At 73.0% G+C, this 25,115-nt stretch carries 24 protein-coding genes; 18 read left to right on the top strand and 6 right to left on the bottom strand.

All coding sequences use genetic code 11. The annotated features are described in order from the left end of the window. Positions 1-2 precede the first annotated feature (2 nt). From rodA to K8W59_RS14120, 8 genes are all read left to right on the top strand, one after another. Complete coding sequence (rodA, locus tag K8W59_RS14155) at positions 3-1,184, top strand: rod shape-determining protein RodA (RefSeq protein ID WP_223394926.1); 1,182 nt, start codon at positions 3-5, stop codon at positions 1,182-1,184. A 91-nt stretch (positions 1,185-1,275) separates the two neighbouring features. Further along, entirely contained in the window at positions 1,276-4,152 is a 2,877-nt protein-coding gene (locus K8W59_RS14150; protein WP_263283249.1) for a Na+/H+ antiporter subunit A, read from the top strand. Between the two features lie 2 nt (positions 4,153-4,154). Continuing rightward, positions 4,155-4,580: a Na(+)/H(+) antiporter subunit C gene (locus K8W59_RS14145; protein WP_263283248.1), complete on the top strand. Its 426-nt coding sequence runs from the start codon at positions 4,155-4,157 to the stop codon at positions 4,578-4,580. Next, positions 4,577-6,274: a Na+/H+ antiporter subunit D gene (locus K8W59_RS14140; protein ID WP_223394919.1), complete on the top strand. Its 1,698-nt coding sequence runs from the start codon at positions 4,577-4,579 to the stop codon at positions 6,272-6,274. The genes K8W59_RS14145 and K8W59_RS14140 overlap by 4 nt, the downstream gene beginning before the upstream one ends. Continuing rightward, positions 6,271-6,846 carry a Na+/H+ antiporter subunit E gene (locus K8W59_RS14135; RefSeq protein ID WP_223394917.1) on the top strand — a complete coding sequence of 192 codons (576 nt, stop codon included), beginning with the start codon at positions 6,271-6,273 and terminating at the stop codon, positions 6,844-6,846. Before K8W59_RS14140 ends, K8W59_RS14135 begins: the two co-directional genes overlap by 4 nt. Further along, positions 6,843-7,169, top strand: coding sequence for a monovalent cation/H+ antiporter complex subunit F (locus tag K8W59_RS14130; RefSeq protein WP_223394915.1), 327 nt, complete (start codon positions 6,843-6,845; stop codon positions 7,167-7,169). Before K8W59_RS14135 ends, K8W59_RS14130 begins: the two co-directional genes overlap by 4 nt. Further along, positions 7,166-7,531, top strand: a complete 366-nt coding sequence (gene mnhG / locus K8W59_RS14125) for a monovalent cation/H(+) antiporter subunit G (protein WP_223394913.1) — start codon at positions 7,166-7,168, stop codon at positions 7,529-7,531. Before K8W59_RS14130 ends, mnhG begins: the two co-directional genes overlap by 4 nt. A 91-nt stretch (positions 7,532-7,622) precedes the next feature. Next, complete coding sequence (locus tag K8W59_RS14120) at positions 7,623-9,575, top strand: TIGR03960 family B12-binding radical SAM protein (RefSeq protein WP_223394911.1); 1,953 nt, start codon at positions 7,623-7,625, stop codon at positions 9,573-9,575. A gap of 4 nt (positions 9,576-9,579) precedes the next feature. Here K8W59_RS14120 and K8W59_RS14115 read toward each other — a convergent pair whose 3' ends face one another. The 4 genes from K8W59_RS14115 to K8W59_RS14100 form a co-directional block, all read right to left on the bottom strand. Then, positions 9,580-9,930 carry a hypothetical protein gene (locus K8W59_RS14115; protein WP_223394909.1) on the bottom strand — a complete coding sequence of 117 codons (351 nt, stop codon included), beginning with the start codon at positions 9,928-9,930 and terminating at the stop codon, positions 9,580-9,582. Next, positions 9,930-10,160 (bottom strand): YlcI/YnfO family protein, encoded by a 231-nt coding sequence (locus K8W59_RS14110; protein WP_223394907.1) that lies wholly within the window; start codon positions 10,158-10,160, stop codon positions 9,930-9,932. Before K8W59_RS14110 ends, K8W59_RS14115 begins: the two co-directional genes overlap by 1 nt. Next, positions 10,150-10,395 carry a hypothetical protein gene (locus K8W59_RS14105; protein WP_223394905.1) on the bottom strand — a complete coding sequence of 82 codons (246 nt, stop codon included), beginning with the start codon at positions 10,393-10,395 and terminating at the stop codon, positions 10,150-10,152. Before K8W59_RS14105 ends, K8W59_RS14110 begins: the two co-directional genes overlap by 11 nt. 246 nt (positions 10,396-10,641) lie before the next feature. Then, positions 10,642-11,823, bottom strand: a complete 1,182-nt coding sequence (locus tag K8W59_RS14100) for an MFS transporter (protein ID WP_223394903.1) — start codon at positions 11,821-11,823, stop codon at positions 10,642-10,644. A gap of 62 nt (positions 11,824-11,885) precedes the next feature. Here K8W59_RS14100 and K8W59_RS14095 point away from each other — a divergent pair, with 62 nt between their 5' ends. The 8 genes from K8W59_RS14095 (at position 11,886) to K8W59_RS14060 (ending at position 21,205) form a co-directional block, all read left to right on the top strand. Next, complete coding sequence (locus tag K8W59_RS14095) at positions 11,886-13,052, top strand: winged helix DNA-binding domain-containing protein (RefSeq protein WP_223394901.1); 1,167 nt, start codon at positions 11,886-11,888, stop codon at positions 13,050-13,052. A 23-nt stretch (positions 13,053-13,075) separates the two neighbouring features. Beyond that, positions 13,076-13,792, top strand: a complete 717-nt coding sequence (locus tag K8W59_RS14090) for a TIGR03936 family radical SAM-associated protein (protein WP_223394899.1) — start codon at positions 13,076-13,078, stop codon at positions 13,790-13,792. A 325-nt stretch (positions 13,793-14,117) separates the two neighbouring features. Further along, the gene (locus K8W59_RS14085) at positions 14,118-17,186 is read left to right on the top strand and encodes an Rne/Rng family ribonuclease (RefSeq protein WP_317846276.1); all 3,069 of its coding nucleotides are present in this window, start codon (positions 14,118-14,120) and stop codon (positions 17,184-17,186) included. Between the two features lie 186 nt (positions 17,187-17,372). Continuing rightward, the gene (rplU, locus tag K8W59_RS14080; protein ID WP_223394897.1) at positions 17,373-17,678 is read left to right on the top strand and encodes a 50S ribosomal protein L21; all 306 of its coding nucleotides are present in this window, start codon (positions 17,373-17,375) and stop codon (positions 17,676-17,678) included. 48 nt (positions 17,679-17,726) lie between these two features. Next, positions 17,727-17,987: a 50S ribosomal protein L27 gene (gene rpmA / locus K8W59_RS14075; protein ID WP_223394895.1), complete on the top strand. Its 261-nt coding sequence runs from the start codon at positions 17,727-17,729 to the stop codon at positions 17,985-17,987. A gap of 93 nt (positions 17,988-18,080) precedes the next feature. Further along, positions 18,081-19,670 carry a GTPase ObgE gene (gene obgE, locus K8W59_RS14070; protein WP_223394893.1) on the top strand — a complete coding sequence of 530 codons (1,590 nt, stop codon included), beginning with the start codon at positions 18,081-18,083 and terminating at the stop codon, positions 19,668-19,670. Further along, on the top strand, positions 19,667-20,776 hold the full coding sequence (gene proB, locus K8W59_RS14065) for a glutamate 5-kinase (protein ID WP_223394891.1): 1,110 nt from the start codon (positions 19,667-19,669) through the stop codon (positions 20,774-20,776). The genes obgE and proB overlap by 4 nt, the downstream gene beginning before the upstream one ends. Before the next feature lie 36 nt (positions 20,777-20,812). Next, complete coding sequence (locus K8W59_RS14060; protein ID WP_223394889.1) at positions 20,813-21,205, top strand: hypothetical protein; 393 nt, start codon at positions 20,813-20,815, stop codon at positions 21,203-21,205. 77 nt (positions 21,206-21,282) lie between these two features. Here the strand turns inward: K8W59_RS14060 and K8W59_RS14055 are convergent, their stop codons facing one another. Continuing rightward, positions 21,283-21,843, bottom strand: coding sequence for an isochorismatase family protein (locus K8W59_RS14055; RefSeq protein WP_223394887.1), 561 nt, complete (start codon positions 21,841-21,843; stop codon positions 21,283-21,285). 72 nt (positions 21,844-21,915) lie between these two features. On the opposite strand from K8W59_RS14055, the gene K8W59_RS14050 reads away from it, so the two are divergent. Further along, positions 21,916-23,088 carry a cysteine desulfurase family protein gene (locus K8W59_RS14050; RefSeq protein WP_223394885.1) on the top strand — a complete coding sequence of 391 codons (1,173 nt, stop codon included), beginning with the start codon at positions 21,916-21,918 and terminating at the stop codon, positions 23,086-23,088. Then, a complete protein-coding gene (gene mnmA, locus K8W59_RS14045) occupies positions 23,085-24,212 on the top strand; it encodes a tRNA 2-thiouridine(34) synthase MnmA (RefSeq protein ID WP_223394883.1) in 1,128 nt (375 codons plus the stop codon). The genes K8W59_RS14050 and mnmA overlap by 4 nt, the downstream gene beginning before the upstream one ends. Here mnmA and K8W59_RS14040 read toward each other — a convergent pair. Further along, on the bottom strand, positions 24,193-24,987 hold the full coding sequence (locus K8W59_RS14040) for a hypothetical protein (RefSeq protein ID WP_223394881.1): 795 nt from the start codon (positions 24,985-24,987) through the stop codon (positions 24,193-24,195). The two genes, mnmA and K8W59_RS14040, sit on opposite strands and share 20 nt — an antisense overlap. Between the last annotated feature and the right edge of the window lie 128 nt (positions 24,988-25,115).

The raw sequence follows: 25,115 nt of genomic DNA, 5'->3' as shown, positions 1-25,115 counted from the left end.
CCATGGCGACGAACCGACGCTCGCTGCGCGTCCCCGGGCTGGACCTGATCCTGCTCGGAGCCGTCCTGCTCCTGCTGATGACCGGCGCCCTGCTGGTCTGGTCGGCCACCGCGCCGCGCGACGTGCTCACCGGCGGCGACCCGACGGCGTACCTCACCAAGCAGCTGGTCAACATCGCCATCGGCCTGGTGCTGATGGTGATGGTGCTGGCCACCGACCATCGCACCGTGCGGATCCTCGCGCCGCTGGCCTACGTCGCCGCGGTGATCGGGCTGGTCCTGGTGCTGGTGGCGGGGCAGACGATCAACGGATCCCGCTCGTGGCTGAGCATCGGCGGCTTCTCCCTGCAGCCCTCGGAGCTGGCCAAGCTCGCCGTGGTGATCGGGATGGCGCTCTTCGTCGCCGAGCGGGCCGAGGGCCGGTGGCGCCACCAGGTCGGCCTGGTCGACGTGCTGGGCATGCTCGCGATCGCCGGCGTGCCGGCCGTCCTCATCCTGCTGCAGCCCGACCTGGGCACCATGCTGGTGCTCGCGGCCACCGTCTTCGGCGTGCTGGCCGCCGCGGGGACGCCCCGCCGCTGGCTGGCCCTGCTCCTGGTCGGCGGGCTGACCGCGGCGGTCTCCGCGGTGGCGCTCGGGGTGCTCAAGGACTACCAGGTCGACCGGTTCCTGGCCTTCACCAACCCCGGCCTGGACCCCCGGGGCGCCGGATACAACACCGAGCAGGCCCGGATCGCGGTCGGCAACGGCGGCCTGGTCGGGCAGGGGCTCTTCGACGGCTCCCAGACCCGCTCGGGGTTCGTGCCCGAGCAGCACACGGACTTCATCTTCACCGTCGCCGGCGAGGAGCTCGGCCTGCTGGGCGCCGGCATGGTGATCCTGCTGCTGTGCGTGGTGATCTGGCGGGCGCTGGCGATCGCCGCGGCCACCGACGACATGTTCGGCCGGATCGCGGCGGCGGGCATCGCCTGCTGGTTCGGCTTCCAGGCCTTCCAGAACATCGGGATGTGCCTGGGGATCATGCCGGTGACCGGTGTCCCGCTGCCCTTCGTGTCCTACGGCGGCTCCTCGGTCTTCGCCTCGATGCTGGCGGTCGGCCTGCTGCAGAACATCCACCTGCGCTCGGCCTCCTCGATCCCGACCCGGCTGCTGGTCACTCCGGCGCGACAGCTCGCCGGGCGCTGACCGGTCACCCTTTCGGGCGACGGACAGGGATCTCCTAGACTGACCCTCCGGCGACCGAACCGACCGAGAGGCCGCTTGCATGTTGGGGATCGTGGCGCTCCATGCCATCGCCGCGATCCTTGCTCCCCTGCTCGTCCGCTCGCTGGGGGCACGGGCCTTCCTCCCGCTGGCGGTCGCTCCGCTGGTGGCCGTCGTGTGGGCGGTGCGGCAGACCGGCACGGTGCTCGACGGCGGCCGGGTCTCCCAGGTGGTGCCCTGGGTGCCGGGCTTCGACCTCTCGCTGGCGTTCTCGATGGGCGCGCTGCAGTGGCTGATGACGCTGATCGTGGCCGGTATCGGCGTGCTGGTGATGGTCTACTGCGCGTGGTACTTCGGCCGGCGCGACGACGGCCTGGTCGGGTTCGCCTCGAGCTTCGTGGCGTTCGTCGGGGCGATGCTCGGGCTGGTCCTGGCCGACGACCTGCTGCTGCTCTACGTCTTCTGGGAGCTCACCACCGTGTGCAGCTTCCTGCTCATCGGCTTCCACCCGACCTCGCGCAGCAGCCGCCAGGCGGCCAGTCAGGCGCTGATCGTCACCACCTTCGGCGGACTGGTGATGCTGGTCGGGATCCTGCTGCTGGGCCAGCAGGCCGGCACGCTGCGCATCAGCGAGGTGCTGGCCGACCCGCCCGCGTCGACGGCGACGACGGTGGCGATCCTGCTGATCCTGGTCGGGGCGCTCACCAAGTCCGCCCAGATCCCCTTCTCCTTCTGGCTGCCCGGCGCGATGGCCGCCCCGACACCGGTGAGCGCCTACCTGCACGCCGCCTCGATGGTGAAGGCCGGCGTCTACCTCGTCGCCCTGCTCGCTCCCGCGTTCGCCGGCGTGCCCGGATGGCACCTCACGCTGCTGGTGCTCGGCGCCGCGACGATGCTGGGCGGCGGCTGGCGGGCCCTGCGGCAGTACGACATCAAGCTGCTCCTCGCCTACGGCACGGTCAGCCAGCTCGGGTTCCTCACCGCGGTGCTCGCGATCGGCACCCGTACGGCGGCGCTGGCTGGCGTGGCGATGCTGCTGGCCCACGCGCTGTTCAAGGCGGCGCTCTTCCTGGTCGTCGGGATCGTGGACAAGCGGACCGGCACCCGCGACCTGCGCGAGCTCTCCGGGGTGGGCCGCAGCATGCCCGCGGTGGCGGCGATCGCCGCGCTGGCCGGCCTGTCCATGGCCGGCGTCCTGCCCCTCCTCGGCTTCGTCGCCAAGGAGACGGTGCTCATCGGCCTGCTCGAGCTGACCACGGGGGAGGTGCCGGGGATCCCCGCCTGGGCCGGCATCGCGCTGACCGTGTCGCTGCTGCTCGGCTCGGTGCTGACGGTGGCCTACACCGCCCGCTTCTGGTGGGGCGCCTTCTGGCGGCGCCCCGGCCGCCCGGACACCGAGGTGCGCCCCGCCGGCGCCGCCCTCGTGCTCAGCCCGGCGCTGCTGGCCGGACTGAGCCTGGTGCTCGGCTTCGCGGGCGGGGCCCTGACCACCGCGATCGCGCCGTACGCCGACCTGCTCACGGCCGGCGCGCAGGGGGAGTACCTCGCCCTGTGGCACGGGTTCACGCTCCCGCTGTGGCTCTCCCTGGCGACCCTGGCCGCCGGTCTCGCGGTGTTCGCCGTACGGGGACCGCTGATCCGCTTCCAGGCCCGGGTCGCCCCCAAGCGCGGCGCCGAGGCGCTGTACTGGCTGGTCATGCGCAGCGTGGACCGCGCCGCCGTTGAGGTGACCGGAACCTTCCAGCGCGGGTCGGTGTGGTTCTACCTGACCGTCACCGTCGGGGTGGTCGTGCTGCTGCCGGGCTACGCGCTGGTGCGCGGCCTCGCCGAGAGCGGCGACACGCTCAGCGTGACGCTGTGGGACCGCCCGGCCCAGGCCGCGGTGGCGCTGGTGATGGTGGCCGGGACGATCTTCACCGTCCGCTCCCGGCGCCGGCTGCGCGCGATGCTCCTGGCGGGGGTGAGCGGCTACGGCTGCGCCGTGCTGTTCCTGCTGCAGGGCGCTCCGGACATCGCGCTCACCCAGGTGCTGGTGGAGACCGTCACCCTGGTGGTGTTCGTGCTCGTGCTGCGCCGGCTGCCCGACTACTTCACCGACCGGCCGCTGCTGCCCACCCGCTACCTGCGGATGGCGCTCTCGGCCGCCTTCGGCCTGGCCGTCGGCGGCTTCCTCCTGCTCGCGGGCAACGGCCGGGTCGCCGAGCCGATCTCCGCGGCCTTCGCCCGGGGCGCCTACGAGTTCGGCTACGGCCGCAACGTGGTCAACGTGACCCTGGTCGACATCCGCGCCTGGGACACCTTCGGCGAGATCGCCGTCCTGGTCGTCGCGGCCACCGGCGTGGCCAGCCTGATCTTCCTGGACTCCCGCTCGACCGCGATCCGCCGGGTCTACGACATCCCCTACCCCGAGGGCGTGCAGAAGCAGTCGACCACGCCCGGGCGCCGGGTCTGGCTGCCGGCGCCGCGGACCATGAGCCCGGACCGCCGCTCGATCCTCTTCGAGGTCGTCACCCGGCTGATCTTCCACACCATCATGGTCTTCTCCGCCTACCTCCTGATCGCCGGCCACAACTTCCCCGGCGGAGGGTTCGCCGCCGGCATGGTCGCCGGGCTCGCCCTCATCGTGCGCTACCTGGCCGGCGGCCGCTACGAGCTCAACGAGGCGGCCCCGATCGACGCCGGCGCGCTGATCGGCACCGGCCTGTTCGTGGCCGCGCTCGCTGCCCTGGGCCCGGTGGCCTTCGGGGGCTCGGTGCTGGAGACCTTCGACTCCTACCTCGACCTGCCCCTCCTGGGCGAGGTGCACCTGGTGTCCTCGATCGGGTTCGACATCGGCGTCTACCTGGTCGTGGTCGGCCTGGTGCTGGACCTGCTGCGCACCTTCGGCGCCCGCCTGGACCGGCAGATCCTGCAGGAGGAGCGGGCCGCGGCGGGGGTGGACGAGCGATGACGGTGAACCTGACCCTGGTCGTGCTGTGCGCCATCCTGTGCGGCTCCGGCGTCTACCTGCTGCTCGAGCGCAGCCTGAGCCGGGTCCTGGTCGGCCTGCTGCTGCTCAGCAACGGCGTGAACCTGGCGCTGCTGTCGGCCGGCGGACCGGCGGGGTCCTCGGCGTTCTACGGCTCCGCCGACCCCGCCGACATGGCCGACCCGCTGCCCCAGGCGCTGATCCTCACCGCGATCGTCATCACCCTGGGGACGGTCGCGTTCGTGCTCGCCATGGCCCACCGCAGCTGGCAGCTCAACGCCAACGACGACGTCCAGGACGACGTCGAGGACGCCGTGATCCGCCGGCTCGCCAGCGACGACGCGCAGTCCGACGGCTACGACCTCGACGGCGAGGGCGACGACGACACCCCCGAGGAGGAGGGCTCGTGACCGACTTCTCCGCCCTGGTCCCCATGCCGGTCCTGCTGCCGATCCTCGGCACGGGCGCCACCTTGATGCTGGCCCGCTACCCCCGGGCCCAGCGGATCGTCACGGTCCTGGTGCTGCTCAGCGTGGTCGTCCTGGCCGCCGTACTCCTGTGGGCGGCGGACCGGAACGGTCCCCAGGTCGTCTGGCTGGGCGGCTGGGCCGACCTCGGCATCGCCCTGGTCGCCGACCGGCTGGCCGCGCTGATGCTGCTCGTCTCCGGCGTGGTCACCCTCGCGGTGCTGCTCTACTCCCTGGGGCAGGGCATGACCGGCGACGAGTCGGAGCAGACGCCGGTGTCGATCTACCACCCGACGTTCCTGGTGCTGGTCGCGGGCGTCTCGAACGCCTTCCTCGCCGGCGACCTGTTCAACCTGTTCGTCAGCTTCGAGATGCTGCTGTTCGCCTCCTACGTGCTCCTCACGCTGGGGGGTACGGCGGCCCGGGTCCGCGCGGGCACGATCTACGTCATCGTCAGCGTGACCTCCTCGATGCTGTTCCTCATCGCCATCGCGACCACCTACGCCGCCGCCGGCACCCTCAACCTGGCCCAGCTCGCCACCCGGCTCGGCGACCTGCCGACCGCCACCGCGCTGATGATCCAGCTGCTGCTGCTCGTCACGTTCGCGATCAAGGCCGCGGTCTTCCCGCTGTCGCTGTGGCTGCCCGACAGCTACCCGACCGCCCCGGCCCCGGTGACCGCCGTCTTCGCCGGCCTGCTGACCAAGGTCGGCGTCTACGCGATCATCCGCACCCAGACCCTGCTGTTCCCCGACAGCCCGCTCTCGGGGCTGCTCATGGGGGCGGCGCTGGCGACGATGGTGGTCGGCATCCTGGGCGCGATCGCGCAGTCCGACATCAAGCGGATGCTGTCCTTCACCCTGGTCAGCCACATCGGCTACATGATCTTCGGCATCGGCCTGGGCACCGTCGCGGGGCTCGCCGGCGCGGTCCTCTACGTCGCCCACCACATCGTGATCCAGACCGTGCTGTTCCTGGTCGTGGGGCTGATCGAGCGCCAGGCGGGCAGCACCTCGCTGCTGCGCATCGGCGGCCTGGCCCGGCTGGTGCCGCTGCTCGGCGTGCTGTTCTTCGTCCCGGCGATGAACCTGGCCGGGATCCCGCCGATGTCCGGCTTCATCGGCAAGGTGGCGCTGCTGCAGGCCGGTCTCGCCGACGGCTCCGTGCTCGCGCTCCTGCTGGTCGCCGGTGGCACGCTGACCAGCCTGCTGACGCTGTACGCCGTCGCCAAGACGTGGCTGCTCGCGTTCTGGCGCTCCCCGGAGCAGGCCCACGAGATGGCCCGGCTGATCTCCTCGCCCGAGCGGGCCGACGACGAGGCCACCCGGCCGCGGGCGCACCGGGGGCACGTGCACGTCGGCACGGTCGCCTTCGCCCGCGAGGACATGCGCACCGCCCGCGACGTGGTGGACCCCGACTCCTCCGAGCGGGACCTGCACCAGCTGCTCGCTGAGGACGCGCTGCCCGGCCGCCGGATGCCGATCCTCATGGTGCTGCCCACCGCGGGGCTGGTCCTGGCCAGCCTGTCCATCACCGTGGTCGCCGGCCCGCTGGTCGCCTTCACCGACCGCACCGCGGCGGACCTGACCGCGCGGTCGCCGTACCTCGAGGCGGTCCAGGAGGCGGGTCGGCGATGAGCCCCTACACGCGCACGAACCGGCGCGGCGACGTCCGCCCGGTGCGCTACCGCGCCGTCCAGTGGCCGATGGTCCTCTGGCTGACCCTGTTCTGGTGGGTGCTGTGGGGCACCTACTCCCCGCTGTCGCTGGTCGGGGGAGTGCTGGTGGCCGTCACGGTCTGCCTGGTGTTCCCGCTGCCGCCGCTGCGGCTCAACGTGCGGGCCCGCCCCGTCGGGATCGTGGTGCTGGTCGCCCGCTTCCTGTGGGACGTGGTGGTCGCGAGCATCGAGGTCGCCCGGGTGGCGCTGCTCCCGCCGAGGGACCTGCGCAGCGCGATCGTCGCCGTACCCCTGCGCGCGGACTCCGACTTCGTGATGAGCGTGGTCGCCGTGCTGGTCTCGCTGGTGCCGGGCAGTGTCGTGGTCGAGGCGCATCGCGGGTCGCACACCCTCTATCTGCACGTCCTCGACGTGCGGTCCGAGAGCGACATCGAGACGGTCCGGAAGCGGGTGCTGGCCCAGGAGGCGCGGGTGCTGCGCGCCTTCGGCGCCGGGCCCGTCCCGGACGCCGAGGAGGGGAGGGCGCCGTGAGCTGGTACGCCGCCGCCGACACCTGGCTGCTGGGCGCCGCGGCCGTGGTCCTCACCGTGGCCGCGGTGCTGGTGGTCGCACGGATGACCATGGGCCCGACTATGTCGGACCGCGCGATCTCCTTCGACGTGCTCGTCGCGATCGTCATCAGCGGGGTCGCCATCGACGCGGCCCTGCGCCGGAACGCGGAGAACCTGCCCCTGCTGCTGGTCGCCGCGCTGGTGGGGTTCGTCGGCTCGGTGAGCATCGCCCGCTTCAGCCCCGGCAGCGACGACGTGGAGGTCGAGGGCGAGGACGAGGAGACGGCGGAGGAGCAGCCATGACCGAGACCCTGGACCTGCTCGGTGCGCTCGCGCTCCTGCTCGGCTCGCTGCTGAGCCTGATCGCCGCGATCGGCCTGCTCCGCTTCCCCGACCTGCTCACCCGGATGCACGCCGCCACCAAGCCGCAGGTGCTCGGCCTGATGCTGGTCGCGCTCGGGCTGAGCCTCACCCTGCGCGACCTGCGGGTGGTCGCGGTGCTGGTGCTCGTGGTGGGCGCCCAGATGGTGACCGGCCCGATCGCCGCGCACATGCTCGGCCGTGCGGGCTACCGGGCGGGCCAGGTGCGGCCCGAGCTGCTGCTCGTCGACGAGCTGAGCGACGTGCAGCCGCCCGACGCCGACCACGACCGCGGTGCCCCCTGAGTCCCAGCCGGCCGCGAGGAATCCGGCGACCGCACGCCCCCGTCGTACCCTTGAGTCTTGTCCTGAACCCGACCCCTGCGAGGTTGTCGCCGTGACCGGCCACGAGTCCGTCTTCTCCCGCCTGGAGCCGCACCTGCCCGGTGTGACCAAGCCGATCCAGTACGTCGGCGGCGAGCTGAACTCCACGGTCAAGGACTGGGACTGCGCCCCGGAAGGCCCGACCGTCCGGTGGGCGCTGATGTATCCCGACGCCTACGAGGTCGGGCTGCCCAACCAGGGCGTGCAGATCCTCTACGAGGTGCTCAACGAGCGGGACTGGATCCTCGCCGAGCGCACCTACTCGGTGTGGCCGGACATGGAACAGGTGCTCCGCGAGCAGGACATCCCGCAGTTCACCGTCGACGGCCACCGGCCGGTCGGCGCCTTCGACCTGTTCGGGATCAGCTTCTCCACCGAGCTCGGCTACACCAACCTGCTCAACGCCCTCGACCTGGCCGGGATCCCGCTGCACAGCCGGGACCGCACCGACGAGCACCCGCTGGTGATCGCCGGCGGGCACGCCGCCTTCAACCCCGAGCCGGTCGCGGACTTCCTGGACGCGGCCGTCCTCGGCGACGGCGAGGAGGTCGTGCTGGCGATCTCCGAGGTCGTGCGGGAGTGGAAGGGTCAGGGCCGGCCCGGCGGGCGGGACGAGGTGCTGCGCCGCCTCGCGGTCAGCGGCGGCGTCTACGTGCCCCGGTTCTACGACGTCTCCTACGCTGCGGACGGCCAGATCGAGGCCGTCGTCCCCAACCGTCCGGGCATCCCGTTCCGGGTGCGCAAGCACACGCTGATGGACCTGGATCAGTGGCCTTACCCGGCCAAGCCGCTGGTGCCGCTGGCCGAGACCGTGCACGAGCGCTACTCCGTGGAGATCTTCCGCGGCTGCACGCGCGGGTGCCGCTTCTGCCAGGCCGGGATGATCACCCGGCCGGTGCGCGAGCGCTCGATCGAGACCATCGGCGAGATGGTGGAGAACGGCGTGCGCCAGTCCGGCTTCGAGGAGGTCGGGCTGCTCTCGCTCTCCAGCGCCGACCACACCGAGATCGGCGAGGTCGCCAGCGGGCTGGCGGACCGCTACGAGGGCTCGAACGTCTCGCTGTCCCTGCCCTCCACCCGGGTGGACGCCTTCAACATCACCCTGGCCAACGAGTTCTCCCGCAACGGCCGGCGCTCCGGGCTGACCTTCGCCCCCGAGGGCGGCAGCGAGCGGATGCGCAAGGTGATCAACAAGATGGTCACCGAGGAGGACCTGATCCGCACGGTCGCCACGGCGTACTCCCACGGCTGGCGGCAGGTGAAGCTGTACTTCATGTGCGGTCTGCCCACCGAGACCGACGACGACGTGCTCGCGATCGCCGACCTGGCCAAGGCGGTCATCGCCAAGGGCCGCGAGGTGTCGGGCCGCAACGACATCCGCTGCACCGTCTCCATCGGCGGGTTCGTGCCCAAGCCGCACACCCCGTTCCAGTGGGCCGCCCAGCTCGACCACGAGACCACCGACGAGCGGCTGCGCAAGCTGCGCGAGGTGGTGCGCGCGGACAAGCGCTTCGGCCGCGCGATCGGCTTCCGCTACCACGACGGCAAGCCCGGGATCGTCGAGGGACTGCTCTCCCGCGGGGACCGGCGGGTCGGCCGGATCATCGAGGCCGTCTGGCGCGACGGCGGCCGCTTCGACGGCTGGAGCGAGCACTTCTCCTACGAGCGCTGGGTGGCCAGCGCGGAGAGCGCGCTCGCCGGCACCGGCGTCGACCTGGACTGGTACACCACTCGCGAGCGCGACGAGGACGAGATCCTGCCCTGGGACCACCTCGACTCCGGCCTGGACAAGGACTGGCTGTGGGCCGACTGGGAGGACGCCCTCGCTGCCGCCGACGGTGCGGACATCGAGGTCGAGGACTGCCGCTGGACTCCCTGCTACGACTGCGGCGTCTGCCCGGAGATGGACACCGAGATCCAGATCGGGCCCACCGGGCGCACGCTGCTGCCGCTCAGCGTGGTCTGACGGGTCACTCCTTCTGTGACCACGCTGCGACCGGCAATGAGAGGTAGACGCCGGCGCTGAGAGGTCCGATCGCGTCCGTGACAGCGCTCAGCACCGCGTCGCACCGCGTCTGTCTGTTCTCGGCCCTGCTGGCGAACCACTTCGACCTGATCTCGATACACACGTCGAGTCCCGACGAGTCGTAGGGGCCGAGCGCGCGGAAGCGGAGCACTACGTCGCCATCCTGCAGGTTGCCGTCGTAGGGCTCCTCCGGACACGCGACGGCGACCGACACAGCGTGCGGCAGCGTTGCGGCTAGTTCACCGATCTGACTCTCGCTCACCTGCGGACCGACGGTGACCTCGATGATCGGCATCAGGCCGGTCTGTTGAGCTCGTGCTCGACGGCGCGGCGGATCCACGACGAGACGGATCGGTCGTCGGCGTCAGCGCGACGCTTCACCTCATCGAGCACCTCGGCGGGGAAGCGGACGGGGATGGGCGCCGTCAGCTTCGCCTTCCGCCTCCGGGGCTTGCCGACCGGCATCAGGTTCGTGGGGTCTGCGTAGAACTCGTACTCCTCATCGGGAGTCATCTCAGATGTCATTGCGCTCACCTCGGTAGAGCCTTGCCAGCGCGACGCTGGCCTCGTAGCTGCCGACTTCAGCCACCATCAGCCAGTGTGCTGGTGGTCTCGCGGGGTAGAACAACGGATTGCTTGCCCAGACGTCGAGGACGTCATCGATCCCTAGGTGTGGATGCTTGAACAGGTGCGCGGCTTGACTGGCGATCTCGAAGGGGTCGTCCTCCGCGAGGTCGTCGGGATCGAGCCGCTTGCTCACCGATCGATTGTATAACAAACGACTACCCACGGCGATCGGGCGCACGCTGGTTCCGCTCAGCTTGGTGTGAGAGGTACGCCGCGCTCGGCTACCTCGAAACGCACGAAGTCGACGATGTCGTCAAAAACGACCATGGCGGGCCGACCGTGTGGGTTGGGGGTCATCTGATGGCTTCGAACCCACACGGTCCGGGTGCGGGTGCGTACGGCGGCCCGGGCTGACCTACCTCCCAGCGAGGGAGGGGGGTCAGCGCGCGGGCAGCTGGTCCTCGATGAACCGCGGCCGGGCGGCGTAGAGGCCGACGAGCAGCTGGGGGACGGCCAGCGCCAGGAGGAACGCCAGCGGCCAGGTCCAGCCGCCGGTGGCGTCGTGCAGCGCGCCGACGGTGAACGGCCCGAACGCGGCGAGCAGGTAGCCCGCGGACTGGGTGAAGCCGGACAGGGCGGCGGTGCCGGCCGGCGTCCGCGCCCGCAGCCCGATCATGGTCAGGATCAGCGGGAAGGTGCACGCGCCGACCCCGACGAGGATCGCCCACAGCACGGCCAGGGAGTACGGCGCCAGCATGAGGCCGACGTACGCGACCGGGTAGCACGCCATCACCCCGATGAGCAGCCCGCGCTGGTGCTGCCGGCGCGCCGCGGCCGCGGGCAGCCACGAGGAGAGCGGGATGCTCACCCCGGCGACCACCCCGACGAGCGCGCCGGCGGCGGTGGGGGAGTAGCCGGCGTCGCGCCAGAGCTGGGCGAACCAGCCGAAGATCGAGTACGCCTGCAGCGACTGCAGGCCGAAGAAGACCGCCATCGCCACGCCGAGCGGGGTCCGGGCGACCTGGGTGAGCGAGACCCCCCGCGGGGCGGCCGCGGTGTGCTGGTCGTGGCCGATCAGGCTCAGCCATGGAAGCGCGGCCAGGACGGCCAGGACCGCCCAGGCGCCCAGGCCGGCGCGCCAGGTGCCGAAGGCCTCCGCGATCGGCACGGTCAGCACCAGCGAGGAGGTCAGCCCGACGGCCAGCGCGGTGGTGTAGATCGCGGTGACCCGGCCGATCCGGTCCGGGAAGTGCAGCTTCACCAGCGAGGGCAGCAGCACGTTGGCCGTGGCCATCCCGGCCAGGGCCAGCATCGACAGTGCCAGGAAGGCGGTCTCGGAGCCGACCAGCGCGCGGCCGGTCAGCCCGGCGGCCACGCAGACCAGGCTGGCGAGGGTGACCCGGTGCACGCCGATCCGGCGCGCCAGCCAGGGCGCGAGGGCGCCGACGCCCGCGAAGGCGACGACCGGGAGCGAGGTGAGCAGTCCGGCCAGGGTGGCCGACATGCCCAGCCCGGCCCGGACCTCGGCGAGCACGGGACCGACGCTGACCGCGGCCGGTCGCAGGTTCATCGCGAGGAGGACGATGCCGGCCAACAGCAGCAGGGACGCCCGACGACTCACCAGTCGATCCTGCCAGTCCGGGTCCGCGCGCGGCACATGCGTGCATGCGTGAGGATGAGCACATGCGCAGGGTGGGTGACGAGGAGCGTCGGCACCGGCTGGCCGCGCGGCACGCACTGGCCCCGGGGCACCGGGCCGGCGACCCGCTGGGCGCCGCCCGCGCCGCGGTGGCCCTGCATGCGACGGAGCCCGCGACCGTCTACCTCTCCGCGCAGGCGCGGGTGGACGGCCTCCGGGTCGCCGACGTGGACGCCGCCCTGGAGGCCGACCGCTCGGTGGTGAAGCAGCTCGGGATGCGCCGTACCCTCTTCGGCTTCCCCCGGGACCTGCTCCCCGCCGTGTGGGGGAGCGCCGGGGCCCGGGTCGCCGCGCAGCAGGAGCGCCTGGTCGCCAAGGACGTCGAGCGGCACGGGGTCGCCGAGGACGGCGTCGCCTGGCTGGCCCGCGCGGAGGCGGCGGTCCTGCAGCGGCTGGCCGACGGGTCGGCGGTCTCGGCGCGTCGGCTGCGCGAGGAGCTCCCCGAGCTCGCGGGCCGCACCAGGGAGGCCGACGGCCCGGGCAACGCCTTCGCTCCGCGCGTGCTCACCGTGCTCGGCGCCCGCGGTCAGGTGATGCGGGCGGAGAACGAGGGGCACTGGCGCACCTCCCGTCCCCGCTGGGCCCTGACCTCGGCGTGGCTGGGCGAGCAGCCGCCCCACCGCACCGAGCAGGAGGGGTACGCCGAGTTGGTGCGGCGCTGGCTGGAGCGGTTCGGCCCCGGCACCGAGGCCGACCTGGTGTGGTGGCTGGGCGCCACCAAGGGGGCGGTACGCCGGGCCCTCGCCGACGTCGGGGCCGTGCAGGTGGGGCTGGGGTCGGGCGTGGGCTGGGTGCTCCCGGAGGACGAGGGGCCCGCACCGCCGGTCGAGCCGTGGGCCGCCCTGCTGCCGGTCCTGGACCCCGCGACGATGGGCTGGCGCGAGCGCGACTTCTACCTGCGGCCCGCGCACACGCCGTACCTCTTCGACACCAACGGCAACGGCGGGACCACCGCGTGGTGGGAGGGCCGCATCGTCGGTGCCTGGGTGCAGGAGGCCGGCGAGGTGCGGGTGCTGCTGCTCGAGGACGTCGGGTCCGACGGGCGGGCCGCGCTGGAGGCCGAGGCCGAGCGGCTTGCGGCGTTCCTGGGCGAGGTGGTGGTGTCCTCGATCTACAAGTCCGCGCTGATGAAGGGCGCGCCGCTGCCCTGAGCGCCGGTCGATATCGTTCGGCCGTGAGCAACCAGCCCGAGCAGCAGGCGCCTCCGGTCCAGCGGCTGCGCGTCCGATACGCCAAGCGGGGGCGGCTGCGCTTCACCTCGCACCGCGACTTCTCCCGGGCCTTCGAGCGGGCGGTGTTCCGGGCGCGGGTGCCGATGGCCTACTCCTCGGGGTTCAACCCGCACCCGCGGATCTCCTACGCCGGCGCCGCCCCGACCGGGTCGGCCAGCGAGGCGGAGTACCTCGAGATCGCGCTCGCCGAGGTGGTCGACCCCGCGCGGATCCACGCGGCACTCGCCGAGGCGCTGCCCGACGGGCTGGACGTGCTCGAGGTCGTCGAGTCACCCGGCGGCGCGCTCGCCGACCTGCTCCAGGCCAGCCGCTGGCGGATCGAGCTGGACCGGCCGGCCGAGGAGGTCGCTGAGGCGGTGCGCCGGTTCCTCGCCGAGGACGCCGTGCCGGTGGAGCGGATGACCAAGAAGGGGCTGCGGGAGTTCGACTGCCGGGCCGCGGTCGTGGCGCTGGGCTCCGAGCCGGTCTCCGGCGACCGGCCCGGTGCGGCGCTGGACCTGGTGCTGCGGGTCACCACCCCCGCCGTACGCCCCGACGACGTGCTCACCGGCCTGCGCCAGGTCGCGGACCTCGCGCCCGAGGGGGCTCCGCTGTTCACCCGGCTGGCCCAGGGCCCGCTGACCGACGAGGGAAGCGTCGGGGACCCGCTGAGCAGATGACCGCTCCGGGGGTGGTGTGTGCCATACTGCCCATGACCGGCGGTACGACGCCGAGCGGCGCCAGCCCCGGTCCGACGACGTCCTCGCCGACCTCCTCGAGAGGCCGGCACGACCGGGGCGGGTCGTCACCAGACCGCGACGCGGTCCAGACCGGCCGGTGACAGCGGCCGGGTCGGACGAGCGACCGCGGCAGGTGCGCGAACCACGCCGGGCGACGCGGAGGCGGAGGGAGTCGCCGCCCACGACAAGCTTTGCGGCATCCCGGCCCCCACGGGTCGGAGGGTGTCGCCCACACACCCCGCCCTCGGCGGGTGGAGGAGCACAGATGCTCGAAGAGAAGGACGAGGCGAACGCTTCCGGGAGCGACGCCACCGAGGCCGCGATGAACGACGTCGAGGCCGTCGAGTCGGCCCCGACCCGCGCGCCGCGCAAGCGCACCTCCAAGAAGGCCGCCGAGCCCGCCCCCGAGCCGGGTGAGCCCGCCGCGGAGCAGGAGCAGCCGCCGGCCACGAAGGCCCCGGCGAAGAAGCGGTCGACCGCCAAGAAGTCGGCTGCGAAGAAGGCCGACGGCGACGCGGCCGAGACCGAGACTCCCGCGACCGCGGACGCCGACACGGCCGACGCGGCCGACCCGGAGCCGAAGAAGGCCAAGAAGTCCGGCGCCAAGGGCGGCAAGAAGAAGGCCGCCTCGCCGGAGACGCCCGAGGCGTCCGAGACCGCGGCCGGTGAGACGGGCGAGTCCGGCGCGACCGCCGCCCCGCTGTTCCAGGCGCCGCAGACCACCAGCGCTCAGGCGGCCAAGGCCACGACGCCCGACGCCGAGCCGGCGGACCAGCAGCCCGCGAGCGACTCCGGCGAGTCCTCGGGCAACTCCGGCGACTCCGACTCCGCGGACTCCGAGTCCGCGGACTCCGAGTCCGGCTCGGAGGGCTCGGAGGGCGGGGGCCGTCGTCGCCGCCGTCGCGGTGGTCGTCGCCGCCGCAAGGGCAGCGGGTCCGGGGACGGCTCGGGCGAGGGCCAGGACGCGCAGGACTCCGAGCAGGCCAAGGACTCCGGGAAGGAGTCCGGCAAGCAGGGCTCCGGCCAGGGCAAGGACTCGGGCAAGCAGGGCTCCGGCAGGGGCGACCAGGGCGACCAGGGTGAGGCCGACGACGACTCCGAGTCCGGCGGCTCGCGCCGTCGACGCCGCCGCCGTCGCGCCGGCGAGAACGGCGGGGACGGCTCCGACGACCCGCAGAACACCGTGACCCGGGTCCGCAAGGGCCGCAGCCCCGAGGACGAGATCACCTCCCTGACCGGGTCGACCCGGCTGGAGGCGAAGAAGCAGCGCCGTCGCGAGGGCCGGGAGGCCGGGCGGCGCCGCGCGCCGATCGTCAGCGAGGCGGAGTTCCTCGCCCGCCGTGAGTCGGTGGACCGGGTGATGGTCATCCGCGAGCGCGAGGACCTCACGCAGATCGCCGTACTCGAGGACAAGGTGCTCGTCGAGCACTACGTCGCCCGCGAGTCCCAGACCTCGCTCATCGGCAACGTCTACCTCGGCCGGGTGCAGAACGTGCTGCCCTCGATGGAGGCGGCGTTCATCGACATCGGCAAGGGCCGCAACGCGGTCCTCTACGCCGGCGAGGTCAACTGGCAGGCGCTGGGCCACAAGGAGGGCGAGCCCCGCAAGATCGAGTCGGTGCTCTCCTCGGGCCAGACCGTCCTGGTGCAGGTCACCAAGGACCCGATCGGCCACAAGGGCGCGCGCCTGACCAGCCAGATCAGCTTGCCCGGTCGGTTCCTGGTCTACGTGCCCGATGGCAACAACTCCGGGATCTCCCGCAAGCTGCCCGACACCGAGCGCAACCGGCTCAAGGCGCTGCTGAAGGAGATCGTCCCCGACTCCGCCGGCGTGATCGTGCGTACGGCGGCCGAGGGGGCCGCCGAGGACGAGCTCACCCGCGACGTCGAGCGGCTCAAGGCGCGCTGGGAGGACATCGAGCGCAAGGCCAAGGGGTCGGCGCCCCAGCTGCTCTACGGCGAGCCCGACCTGACCCTGAAGGTCGTGCGGGACCTCTTCACCGAGGACTTCAGCAAGCTGGTCATCGAGGGCGAGAAGGCCTGGGACACCGTGCAGGGCTACGTCTCGCACGTCGCGCCCGACCTCGCGGACCGGCTGGAGCGCTACACACCGCAGGACGGGCTGTCGGTCTTCGCGACCTACCGGGTCGACGAGCAGATCGCCAAGGGCCTGGACCGCAAGGTCTGGCTGCCCTCGGGCGGGTCGCTGATCATCGACCGCACCGAGGCGATGACCGTCGTCGACGTCAACACCGGCAAGTTCACCGGCTCCGGCGGCAACCTGGAGGAGACGGTCACCAAGAACAACCTGGAGGCCGCCGAGGAGATCGTCCGCCAGCTCCGGCTGCGCGACATCGGCGGCATCATCGTCGTCGACTTCATCGACATGGTGCTGGAGTCCAACCGGGACCTGGTGCTGCGCCGGCTGGTGGAGTGCCTGGGCCGGGACCGCACCCGCCACCAGGTCGCCGAGGTGACCTCGCTGGGCCTGGTGCAGATGACCCGCAAACGGATCGGGACCGGTCTGCTGGAGGCCTTCAGCGAGACCTGCGAGCACTGCGGCGGCCGTGGTCTGATGATCAAGGACCGGCCGGTCGACCCCAAGGGCTCCGGCGACGACGACGGCGGCGGGCGCCGCGGTCGTCGTGGCCGCGGCGGCCGCGGCCGCAACGGCTCCGGCAAGGGCGGCGACAACGGCGACAACGGCTCCAAGCCGCCCTCGCCCAAGGACGTGGCGGCCATGTCGCGGCACGAGCAGGCCGAGGAGGACACCTCCGGTGCTGCGGACGCGGGCTCGGAGCAGGCCGCGGACGGTTCGGGCTCCTCGGAGAAGCCCGCCCAGAAGCCGCGCCGCGGCCGCCAGCCGGCGACCGAGGAGCCGAAGGGCGAGGAGCAGAAGGACCAGGAGCCGAAGGGCGAGCAGCAGAAGACGGAGGAGCCGAAGGGCGAGCAGCCCGAGGCGGCGGCGTCCACACCGCCCGAGCCCGTCTCCCAGGAGCCGGCCCGCGAGTCGGCCCAGGAGCCGACCCGCGAGCCCGCCCCCGAGCCGGAGCGGGCCCCCCAGCCGGCCGCCCCGGCCGTGGTCACCCGTACCCGCCGGCGCAGCGCCAGCCGCCCGGCCGGCCCGCCGAGCAGCCAGCCCGCGTCGGGGGAGCCCGCGTCGGGGGAGTCCGCCGGGGACGACGTACTCCCCGGCATCGGCACCCCGCCCGACGAGGGGGCCGTGGAGCCCGGCACGGTCGACGTCGAGCCCGGCAGCGAGCCCGCGGCCGAGGCCGAGCCGCCCACGGTGACGCACGTGCCGGTGAAGAAGCGCGGGGCGCGCAAGCGCTGAGGCGGGCCGCCCGCGTTTTGCGGCGGGCTGGGCCGATCCCGTACTCTTGACCGTCGGCGTGCTGAACGCGCCGACGTCCGTGTGCTCCGTGGCGAGGCACCGACCGGGATCCGGGCGGATGCCGGCTGTCTGTGGGCCGCGAGACCTTTAGTTTTCGAAGAAGTCCGACGAGGAGAGTGAGTCGCCGTGTACGCGATCGTGCGCAGTGGCAGCAAGCAGCAGAAGGTTGCCGTGGGCGACGTCATCGAGATCGACCGCGTGGCCGACGCCGGTGAGGGCTCCTCGGTGACCCTGCCGGTGGTGCTGGTCGTCGACGGCGACAACGTCACCTCCAGCGGTCTGGACAAGGCCGCGGTCACCGCCGAGGTCGTGGGCGAGACCAAGGGCAAGAAGATCGTCATCCAGAAGTACAAGAACAAGACCGGCTACAAGAAGCGCCAGGGTCACCGGCAGAAGTACACCCAGGTCAAGGTCACCGACATCAAGCTCTGAGCTCCCGCTCGGACCTCGACCCGCTCGACTCACGAAGGATTCGAAACCATGGCTCACAAGAAGGGCGCGGCCAGCACCAAGAACGGCCGCGACAGCAACTCCCAGCGCCTCGGCGTCAAGCGCTTCGGTGGCCAGGCCGTCAACGCCGGCGAGATCCTGGTCCGCCAGCGCGGCACCCACTTCCACCCGGGCGCCGGCGTCGGCCGCGGTGGCGACGACACCCTGTTCGCGCTGGTCGCGGGCAATGTCGAGTTCGGCCGGCGGCGTGGCCGCAAGGTCGTCAACATCGTCCCCGCTGCCGCGGAGTGACCCGGCAGCACCACTGATCATCGTGCACGGAGGGCGCCCCGCTCGGGGCGCCCTCCGTGCCATTTCCACCCCCTACCTCACCAGGAGGCACCGATGGCGATCCCGACCTTCGTGGACCGCGTGAGCCTGCACATCGCCGCGGGCCGCGGCGGCAACGGCGTCGCGTCGGTGCACCGGGAGAAGTTCAAGCCGCTCGGGGGCCCCGACGGCGGCAACGGCGGTCCCGGCGGCAGCGTGATCCTGCGGGTGGACCCCGACGTGACCACGCTGGTGGACTACCACCACAGCCCGAAGCGCCGCGCCGAGAACGGCGGCCAGGGCGCCGGCGGGCACCGCAACGGCGCGCACGGCGCCGACCTCGTGCTCCCCGTCCCCGACGGCACCCTGGTGACCACGCCCCAGGGGGAGGTGCTCGCCGACCTGGTCGGCGCCGGCACCGAGATGGTCATCGCCCAGGGCGGCCGCGGCGGGCTGGGCAACGCCGCGCTGGCCAGCAGCAAGCGCAAGGCCCCGGGCTTCGCGCTGCTCGGCGAGCCCGGCGACGAGCTCGAGGTCGTGCTGGAGCTGAAGGTGGTCGCCGACGTGGGCCTGGTCGGCTTCCCCAGCGCCGGCAAGTCCAGCCTGATCGCCTCCATGTCGCGCGCCCGGCCCAAGATCGCCGACTACCCGTTCACGACGCTGGTGCCCAACCTGGGCGTCGTCCGGGCCGGCGACACCACGTTCACCGTCGCCGACGTACCCGGCCTCATCGAGGGCGCCGCCGAGGGCCGCGGCCTGGGGCACGACTTCCTGCGGCACATCGAGCGCTGCGCGGCGATCGTGCACGTCATCGACACCGCAACCATCGAGCCCGGGCGCAACCCGGTCGACGACCTGGACGTGATCGAGGCGGAGCTGAGCAGGTACGGCGGCCTCGAGGACCGCCCGCGCCTGGTCGCCCTCAACAAGGTCGACGTCCCCGACGGCGCGGAGATCGCGGACATGGTCGCCGACGAGCTGCGCGGCCGCGACCTGCGGGTCTTCCCGGTGAGCGCCGCCTCCGGCGCCGGGCTGCGCGAGCTGACCTTCGCGATGGCCGACATCGTGCACGACGCGCGCGAGGAGAAGCCCGCCGCGGAGGCGCAGCGGATCGTGCTGCGGCCCCGCTCGGTCGACGGGGGAGAGGACTTCACCGTCACCGAGACCGCCGAGGGCTGGCGGGTGCGCGGCCAGAAGCCGGAGCGCTGGGTGCGCCAGACCGACTTCTCCAACGACGAGGCGGTCGGCTTCCTCGCCGACCGGCTCAACCGGCTCGGGGTGGAGGAGCGGCTGCTCGAGCTCGGCGCCGACCCCGGTGACACGGTGCTGATCGGGCACCCGGACAACGCGGTGGTCTTCGACTTCGACCCGGCGGTGGACGCGGGCGCGGAGATCCTGGCCCGCCGCGGCGAGGACCAGCGCTTCGCCGAGGAGCGGCCGGCCGCGCGCCGCCGCCGTGCGATCGACGAGGCGATGGCCGACCGCGCCGAGGGCGAGACCCGGGCCGACGTCGCACGCCGGATCGACGCCGAGGCGAAGGAGGCGCGGGCCGAGCAGGACAAGCGGCTGGCGCGGGAGAACCGGCCGCACCAGGGGCCGGTCTCCTACGAGATCGGCTCCGAGGAGGACCCGGACCGCGACCCCGACGACTCCCCCTCGGCATGAGGGAGCCGGTCACCGCGGCCCGCCGTGTCGTGGTCAAGGTGGGCTCGTCGTCGCTGACCACGGCCGAGGGCGGCATCGACCCCGACCGCGTGCACGAGCTGGTCGACGTACTCGCTGGCGCCCGAGCGCGCGGCGTGGAGGTCGTGCTGGTCTCCTCCGGGGCCATCGCCGCCGGGCTGGCGCCGCTGCACCTCAAGCGACGGCCGCGGGCGCTGCCCGCGCAGCAGGCCGCGGCCGCGGTGGGGCAGGGGCTGCTGGTGCACCGCTACACCGAGGAGCTCGCCCGGCACGGCGTGGTCGCCGGCCAGGTGCTGCTCACCGTGGACGACGTGACCCGGCGCTCGCACTACCGCAACGCCCACCAGACCTTCGCCAAGCTGCTCGAGCTCGGCACCCTGCCGATCGTCAACGAGAACGACACGGTCGCGACCAGCGAGATCCGCTTCGGCGACAACGACCGGCTGGCCGCGCTGGTGGCGCACCTGGTGCACGCCGACCTGCTGGTGCTGCTCTCCGACGTGGACGGGTTGTACGACGGCCCGCCGACCGCCCCCGGCACCCGCCTGGTGCCAGAGGTCTCCGACTGGTCGGTGCTGGAGACCATCTCGATCGGCTCCACCGGCGCCGCCGGGGTCGGGACCGGGGGCATGGTCACCAAGGTGGAGGCCGCGCGGATCGCGACCGGCGCAGGGATCCCGGTCGTGCTGACCTCGGCCGACCGCGCCGGCGCCGCGCTGGCCGGGGAGGAGGTCGGCACGCTCTTCCGGCCGACCGGCAAGCGGCGGCCGAGCCGGCTGCTGTGGCTCAAGCACGCCACCGAGCCGCTGGGCTCGCTCACCCTCGACGCCGGAGCGGTGCGCGCGGTGACCCAGCGCGGCGCCTCCCTGCTCGCGGCCGGGGTGACCGGGCTGTCCGGCACCTTCATCGCCGGCGACCCGGTGGATCTCCTGGACCCGGACGGCCTCCCGGTCGCCCGGGGGCTGGTGAACTTCGACGCCGAGGAGGTGCCGGCGCTCCTCGGGCGCTCCACCGGCGACCTCAAGCGCGAGCTGGGGGCGGCGTACGAGCGCGAGGTCGTCCACCGCGACGACCTGGTCCTGCTCTGAGGGGCGGCGGCACTCATTCGCCGTACGCTTCTCGACATGCAGCCAGACACCGCGTGGGTCGCCGAGATCATCCGAGCCTGTGACCCGGTGTTCCAGGCGGCGGACGTCGGGTTCGTCCACCAGGTGATGTATGACGCCCAGGAGCCGACCGTCGTCACGGCCCTGCTGTGGGAGGCGGATCCGCAGAAGTTCGCGTCGAGGTATCCCGACAGCGGGATCGAGGAGGAGTACGGCGACGGCTGGCCGGACACGCCCTGCATCGACTACTGGGTCGAGATCGACGCATCCGCCGGCCTGTGCCGGCTCAAGTTCGAGGGCTGGAACCTGCCCGAGCTCCTTCTGGAGCTCAGCGGTCGAGGCGTTCGGGACGGTGCAGCCCTCGCCGATACCGTCGCCAGGATTCTGGGAGTCCGTTCGCCGCGGGTCTGAGGACCCGGCGGCGCTCTCGCCGGGGACCGTGTGGGTTCGGGGCCATCAGATGACCTCGAACCCACACGGTCGCGGTCTCACCGGGCGGCGAAGGCCTCGGCGGTCGTGGTCACCGCGCCCTGGAGGCCGGGGAGGCTGGTGTGCTCGGCCTGGAGGTTGAGTACGGCGATCGACTGTTCGGGGGAGAAGCCGGCGCCCCACTCCCGCATGTCCTCGGTGGTGTGCGCGTCGGTGACCAGGGTGACGGGGTAGCCGCGGTAGACCCCTCCGTAGAACGTGGACCGGATGCACGCGTCGGTCTGCGCACCGCACAGCAGGTAGGAGTCGGCGCCGACCTCGGCCAGCCGCTCGGCGAGGTCGGTCTCGGCGAAGGAGTCCCCGTACCGCTTGTCCACGATCGGCTCGCCCTCGGCGGGCTGCAGCTCGGGCACGATCTCCCACCCGGGCGTGCCCTTGAGCAGCTCCCGGTCGGCGTTGTGCCGGACCCAGACGACCGGCGTGCCCGCGGCCCGGGCGCCCTCGACCAGGGAGGCGATGTTGCCGATCGTCTGCTCGGCGTCGATGCAGGTCGCCATCACGTCCACCTGGACGTCGACGACGAGGAGGGCGGGGCGGGCGGCGGTCTCGGTGGAGGTCATGGCAGGAGACTAGGACCGCATGCGGACAGGCGCCGTCCCCGGCAGTGAGCGGGTCGTAGGCTTGGTGTCGTCATGGACCAGCACTACCTCGACCACGCCGCGACCACGCCGATGCGTGCCGTCGCGATCGAGGCGATGACCGAGCACCTGGGCAGCGTCGGCAACGCCGGGAGCTCGCATGCCGCCGGGCGGCAGGCGCGGCGGGTGGTCGAAGAGTCCCGCGAGCGGATCGCCGCCGCGCTGGGCTGCCGGCCGGGCGAGGTCGTCCTCACCTCCGGCGGCACCGAGGCGGACAACCTGGCGGTCAAGGGGCTCTTCTGGTCCCGGCACGCCGAGGACCCGCGGCGGGTCCGGATCCTGTCCACCACCGTCGAGCACCACGCCGTGCTCGACCCGATGCAGTGGCTGGCCGCCCAGGCGGGGGCGAAGGTCGAGCTCCTCGACGTCGACCGGCACGGCCGCCTGGACCCGGAGACCTTCCGCGCAGCGGTCGAGCGCGACCCCGACTCCGTCGCGCTGGCCAGCGTGATGTGGGCCAACAACGAGGTCGGGACCGTCCAGCCGGTCGCCGAGGTGGCCGGGATCGCCGCCGAGCACGGCATCCCCGTGCACACCGACGCCGTGCAGGCCGTCGGCGCGGTGCCGGTCGACTTCGCGGCCAGCGGCGTGCACGCGCTCACCTTCACCGGCCACAAGCTGGGCGGGCCCTTCGGCGTCGGCGGCCTGGTCACCCGGCGGGAGGCGCAGCTGACCCCGCTGGCGCACGGCGGCGGCCAGGAGCGCGGGCTGCGCTCGGGCACCCTCGACGTGCCGGGGGTCGCCGCCCTGGCGGCCGCGGTGGCCGAGGCGGTGGAGGGTCGCGAGGAGCACGCCCGCCGTCTGGGCGCCCTGCGCGACGCGCTCGTCGACGGGATCCGCGCGCGCGTGCCGGATGCGACCCTCAACGGCGACCCCGAGCATCGGCTGCCCGGCAACGCGCACCTGACCTTCCCCGGCTGTGAGGGCGACTCGCTGCTCATGCTGCTCGACGCCGCCGGCATCGCCTGCTCCACCGGGTCGGCCTGCTCGGCCGGTGTCCCGCAGGCCTCCCACGTGCTGCTCGCCATGGGGTACGACGACGAGCCGGCCCGCTCCTCGCTGCGCTTCAGCCTCGGCCACACCTCGACGCGGGCCGACGTGGACGCCGTCGTGGCCGCCATCGGCTCGGCCGTGGAGCGGGTGCGCGGCACCCGCGTCGCCCGATGAGGCGGGTGATCGCCGCGATGAGCGGCGGCGTGGACTCCGCGGTGGCGGCGGCCCGCGCGAAGGAGCAGGGGTACGACGTCACCGGCATCCACCTCGCGCTCAGCCGCAACCCCGCGTCGTACCGCTCCGGCGCCCGCGGCTGCTGCACCATCGAGGACGCCAACGACGCCCGGCGCGCGGCCGACGTGATCGGGATCCCGTTCTACGTCTGGGACCTCTCCGAGGAGTTCCATCACGACGTCGTCGAGGACTTCATGGACACCTACGCCGCCGGTGGCACGCCCAACCCATGCCTGCGGTGCAACGAGAAGATCAAGTTCGCCGCCGTGCTCGACCGCGCGCTGCGGCTCGGCTTCGACGGCGTGGTCACCGGCCACTACGCGACGGTGCGCACGGCCGAGGACGGGACCGTCGAGCTGCACCGGGCGCAGGACGCCGCGAAGGACCAGTCCTACGTGCTCGGCGTGCTGACCCAGGACCAGTTGCGGCACTCGCTGTTCCCGCTGTGGGACACCCCCAAGCCGCTGGTGCGCGAGGAGGCGGACCGGCGCGGGCTGCGGGTCGCCGACAAGCCGGACTCCCACGACATCTGCTTCGTCGCCGACGGCGACAACGCCGGCTGGCTGCGGGAGAAGCTGCCCGACCGGGTCGGCGCGGAGGCGGTCGCGGGGCTCGCCGGCCGGATCGTCGACGACGCGACCGGCGAGGAGCTGGGCCGGCACGAGGGGACCTACGGCTTCACCGTGGGCCAGCGCAAGGGCCTGCGGATCGGCCGCCCGGCCCCCGACGGCAAGCCTCGGTTCGTCCTGGACATCGAGCCGGTCAGCGGCACGGTCCGGGTCGGCGGCCGCGAGCGGCTCAAGGTCACCGCGATCACCGGCGACCGGCCGCGCTGGTGCGGCACCGCGCCGACGACGTTGGACGCGACCGTCCAGCTGCGCGCGCACGGCGAGGAGCACCGCTGCCGGGTCACCGTGGACGGCGACCGGGTCGAGATCGACTTGGAGGACCCGGCCTACGGCATCGCCCCGGGGCAGGCCGCCGTGATCTACGACGGCAGCCGGGTCGTCGGCTCGGCGACCATCACGGCCACCGAGCGCGACGTCACCCGGCCTCGGGCGTAGCGCTCCCGTCGCGCAGCGCTCGCTGCGGGAGGTTCGGGTCCTGGCCCGTACCGCGCTCGTCGCTGCCCACCGTCGGGTCCGAGGTCGGCGACGGCTCGGTCGTCGGTTCGCTGGTCGGCGTCGGGGTCGGCGTGGGGGTCGGCTCCGGCTGCGAGGTCTCCTCGTCGGTGGGCGCGGTCGGCGTGCCGGCCGGGTCCGAGGGCTGGGCCGGGTCCGAGGGGTCCGTGGTCGTCCCGTCGGTCGGCTGCCCGGTCGGCTCGGAGTCCGGCTGGCGGTCCTCGTCCCGGGTGCGGTCGTTGCCGAAGACGCTGCCGACCGTCGTGCCACCCTTGCCGCTCTCGCCGCGGGTGACGCTGGAGACGGACTTGCCACTGATCTGCTCGAAGATGGTGATCGCGGCGAGCGCGATCACCAGCACCACGCCGGCGGCCGCGAGCACCCGCTTCCACGGCAGGTCCTGGAGCTTCTCCTTGAGGGTCACCTCGCCGACCCGGACGGACTTGCCGTCCCGGCTGGGGGTGATCTTGCGAACGGCCTCGCGGCTCTGCCGGAGGGTCTGGGCGTAGACGGCCGAGCCGACGGTGGCGATGACGCTACCGACGGCGGCGCCGATGATCGTGCCGGCGACGCCGAGCCAGGAGGCGGCGACGGCGGCCGACACGGCGGCCAGGGCGGAGCCGGTGACCTGCGGGATGCTGAGCCCGAGGCCGGCGGGCTTCTCCTCCTTGGCCTCGTCGGGGGCGTCGGGGGACGGGGGCGTGGTGGTGGCGGACATCGTTCCTGCGGGGTGGGGTACAGCGTGCGGTCGAAGGTACGACGAACGGCGGCTCTCGGGAGTTTCCGGAACGGTGCGTGAGCCCTGCCACGTCGAGCCCCGGGCGTCGTACCGTCCACGGTAGCGGC

The sequence above is a fragment of the Nocardioides rotundus genome (assembly GCF_019931675.1).
Lineage (GTDB): Bacteria > Actinomycetota > Actinomycetes > Propionibacteriales > Nocardioidaceae > Nocardioides > Nocardioides rotundus.
Note: the sequence above shows the minus strand (reverse complement) of the source record. Positions and strands in the feature narration are given on the sequence as shown.

What these genes read in the sequence shown, in the direction of transcription:
- rodA (WP_223394926.1), top strand. Translation starts at nt 3, where the DNA reads ATGGCGACGAACCGACGCTCGCTGCGCGTCCCCGGGCTGGACCTGATC.
- K8W59_RS14135 (WP_223394917.1), top strand. Translation starts at nt 6,271, where the DNA reads ATGAGCCCCTACACGCGCACGAACCGGCGCGGCGACGTCCGCCCGGTG.
- mnhG (WP_223394913.1), top strand. Translation starts at nt 7,166, where the DNA reads ATGACCGAGACCCTGGACCTGCTCGGTGCGCTCGCGCTCCTGCTCGGC.
- K8W59_RS14115 (WP_223394909.1), bottom strand. Translation starts at nt 9,930, where the DNA reads ATGCCGATCATCGAGGTCACCGTCGGTCCGCAGGTGAGCGAGAGTCAG.
- K8W59_RS14110 (WP_223394907.1), bottom strand. Translation starts at nt 10,160, where the DNA reads ATGACATCTGAGATGACTCCCGATGAGGAGTACGAGTTCTACGCAGAC.
- K8W59_RS14095 (WP_223394901.1), top strand. Translation starts at nt 11,886, where the DNA reads ATGCGCAGGGTGGGTGACGAGGAGCGTCGGCACCGGCTGGCCGCGCGG.
- K8W59_RS14085 (WP_317846276.1), top strand. Translation starts at nt 14,118, where the DNA reads ATGCTCGAAGAGAAGGACGAGGCGAACGCTTCCGGGAGCGACGCCACC.
- rpmA (WP_223394895.1), top strand. Translation starts at nt 17,727, where the DNA reads ATGGCTCACAAGAAGGGCGCGGCCAGCACCAAGAACGGCCGCGACAGC.
- obgE (WP_223394893.1), top strand. Translation starts at nt 18,081, where the DNA reads ATGGCGATCCCGACCTTCGTGGACCGCGTGAGCCTGCACATCGCCGCG.
- proB (WP_223394891.1), top strand. Translation starts at nt 19,667, where the DNA reads ATGAGGGAGCCGGTCACCGCGGCCCGCCGTGTCGTGGTCAAGGTGGGC.
- K8W59_RS14060 (WP_223394889.1), top strand. Translation starts at nt 20,813, where the DNA reads ATGCAGCCAGACACCGCGTGGGTCGCCGAGATCATCCGAGCCTGTGAC.
- K8W59_RS14055 (WP_223394887.1), bottom strand. Translation starts at nt 21,843, where the DNA reads ATGACCTCCACCGAGACCGCCGCCCGCCCCGCCCTCCTCGTCGTCGAC.
- K8W59_RS14050 (WP_223394885.1), top strand. Translation starts at nt 21,916, where the DNA reads ATGGACCAGCACTACCTCGACCACGCCGCGACCACGCCGATGCGTGCC.
- mnmA (WP_223394883.1), top strand. Translation starts at nt 23,085, where the DNA reads ATGAGGCGGGTGATCGCCGCGATGAGCGGCGGCGTGGACTCCGCGGTG.
- K8W59_RS14040 (WP_223394881.1), bottom strand. Translation starts at nt 24,987, where the DNA reads ATGTCCGCCACCACCACGCCCCCGTCCCCCGACGCCCCCGACGAGGCC.